Consider the following 1,956-nt stretch of genomic DNA (forward strand, 5'->3'; position numbering starts at 1 on the left):
GTTCACTCTGCCGACTCTGAACATCCCCATGGGATCAGCTTTAACCATAGTCCATGTTGACTTTGATGACCTGCTCCGGTTCCCAAATCCTCCCGGAGGTTGGACATACACCTATCACAGTTCTGGTTGGCCGGGTCCTTATTGGGGATACCTCATCGATACGCCTGGGAACAAGGTCACCTTTGTCTTTGCCTATAAGAAGGTGATCCAGGCTACCTATCCCAGTCCTGCGACTACCAGATATCAGGGACGCTTCAGAGGAAGGGTATTCCGTTTCTATAATGGGATATGTCCGGTAGTTGCGGAGTATGACGAAAAGACCGACTGGGTGGAAGATATCACTTCCATCGACAATGCCTATAACGAGTTCCTCAGCTTCTTTACCGATAATGGCATAACCAGTAATACTCTCTTCACTGGACTCAGCAGTACCGGCTCTTTGGACGGCAGAAGCTATGGCAGCAGCCAGTACGTCAATCACTGGATCGAAGCCCACTGTCATGGCAATATCTTCCCCAGTCGTATCCAACCCGGCAAGTCCTACGAGACGAGCAAGGAAGAGCAGACAGACAACATCAAGGTTCTGCAGACCATGCTGATGTTCTATAATGCCACTATCTTCACCAACGCTGCCGGACGGATCATTCTCAGGAACAAGGATGCCTATGCCACTACTATTATAGACATAGCCGATGATGACGTTATCTCCTTCATCACCAAGCGTGGCAATCAAGAGAAGCCTGATATCAAGACCATCGATGTCCTGGCAGGTGATACGAATCAGCTACAAGGCATCATCAAAGACTATCTGATCGACTTCTATGACTCCAAGTGGAGCCTGGATACAACAATCGACCAGTTGTCAAAATACAATCTCTCCCTCCAATCTAAGATACGCATCAAGACTAAGGTCTATGCCATTACTGAGTTGGAGAGAGATTACATAAATGACGAATACAAGGTGAAAGCATGGCTGCTATAAAGGGCTTCAGACTGATCAGGCAGACTCCCCAGTCAGTCAATTACTTCTCCTGCTCCAATGGGCAGGTGGAATACAGCCCCAGACGAAAGTACCGTCTGGAGAAGAAGAATGCCTTTGACCCTTCCAAACTCTATCAAAGAGATGAATACAGAGAAGACTCCTTCGACCTGCAGGCAACCCTCAATCCTGATGAGTTTTATACTCTGATGAACTTCATCACCTCTACCGGCAGACTCTATCTGGAGTACACCGCCTACAACGAAATCAAGAGCCAGTTCCCGGTCACAGTCTCTCAGTTCCCCAAGTGTCCGGATGACCTGCATGAGTACCCCGAGAAGGTCAAGTTCTCTCTTGAATCCAGATACATAGGCAGTCCCGGCTATGTCGACTTCGGCATAATCGTCATTGAAGATGATGATGACACAGTCACTTCAAGCTAAGCAGAAACACAGCAAAACAGAAAACCATAAATACATAAATATGGAAAAGCATAAATACAGAGGAGCATAGATGTTCAAATACGGAATCAGCTACTATATAATGGAAGAGGGAGCCCGCAAGCCCCAGTCGGGAGTGGATATCCGTCTAATCCGACCAGGAGCCGACTGGCAGAGTGGTCTCAAACTAAATGAAACGGAAAACTCAGGCTACTACCAGTACTTCATAGAGCATGAAAGCGATTGCGGATTCTATGAGGTCTGGGACAATCGTGGCAATCCCAATGGTAGCTTCAGTGGCAAGACCTGCACTATCGGTAAGCTCGATGCCCGAGGTCTGCAGAACGATTGTATCTTCGGCAATCACATCCTGGATGGAGTGGTAACCGGAAGTAAGATAGCCAATGGAGCAATATCTGCCAACCACCTTGATAACAGCCTGTTTACCCTATCCAAGCTCCAGCACGAGCTTCAGGATCAGGATAAGGGAGTGGGAGAACAGAGCCAGAAAACCCCTGCCAATTGCCATGAAGACCG

3 protein-coding genes are annotated in these 1,956 nt (G+C 48.0%); all 3 read left to right on the top strand.

Annotated elements, in window-relative coordinates:
• Positions 1-982, top strand: a 982-nt coding sequence (locus tag Q8M98_11250; protein ID MDP3115329.1) for a hypothetical protein, incomplete at its 5' end; no start/stop codon positions are given.
• Positions 970-1,422 carry a hypothetical protein gene (locus Q8M98_11255; protein ID MDP3115330.1) on the top strand — a complete coding sequence of 151 codons (453 nt, stop codon included), beginning with the start codon at positions 970-972 and terminating at the stop codon, positions 1,420-1,422. The genes Q8M98_11250 and Q8M98_11255, both read left to right, overlap by 13 nt.
• Positions 1,423-1,492: 70 nt before the next feature.
• The coding region (locus Q8M98_11260; GenBank protein MDP3115331.1) for a hypothetical protein at positions 1,493-1,956 on the top strand (464 nt) is incomplete at its 3' end.

The sequence above is a fragment of the Candidatus Cloacimonadaceae bacterium genome, assembly GCA_030693415.1.
In the GTDB taxonomy this organism is placed as follows: domain Bacteria; phylum Cloacimonadota; class Cloacimonadia; order Cloacimonadales; family Cloacimonadaceae; genus JAUYAR01.

Bases quoted from the DNA above. Each gene is read 5' to 3' on its own strand.
- Q8M98_11255 (MDP3115330.1), top strand. From the start codon at position 970: ATGGCTGCTATAAAGGGCTTCAGACTGATCAGGCAGACTCCCCAGTCA.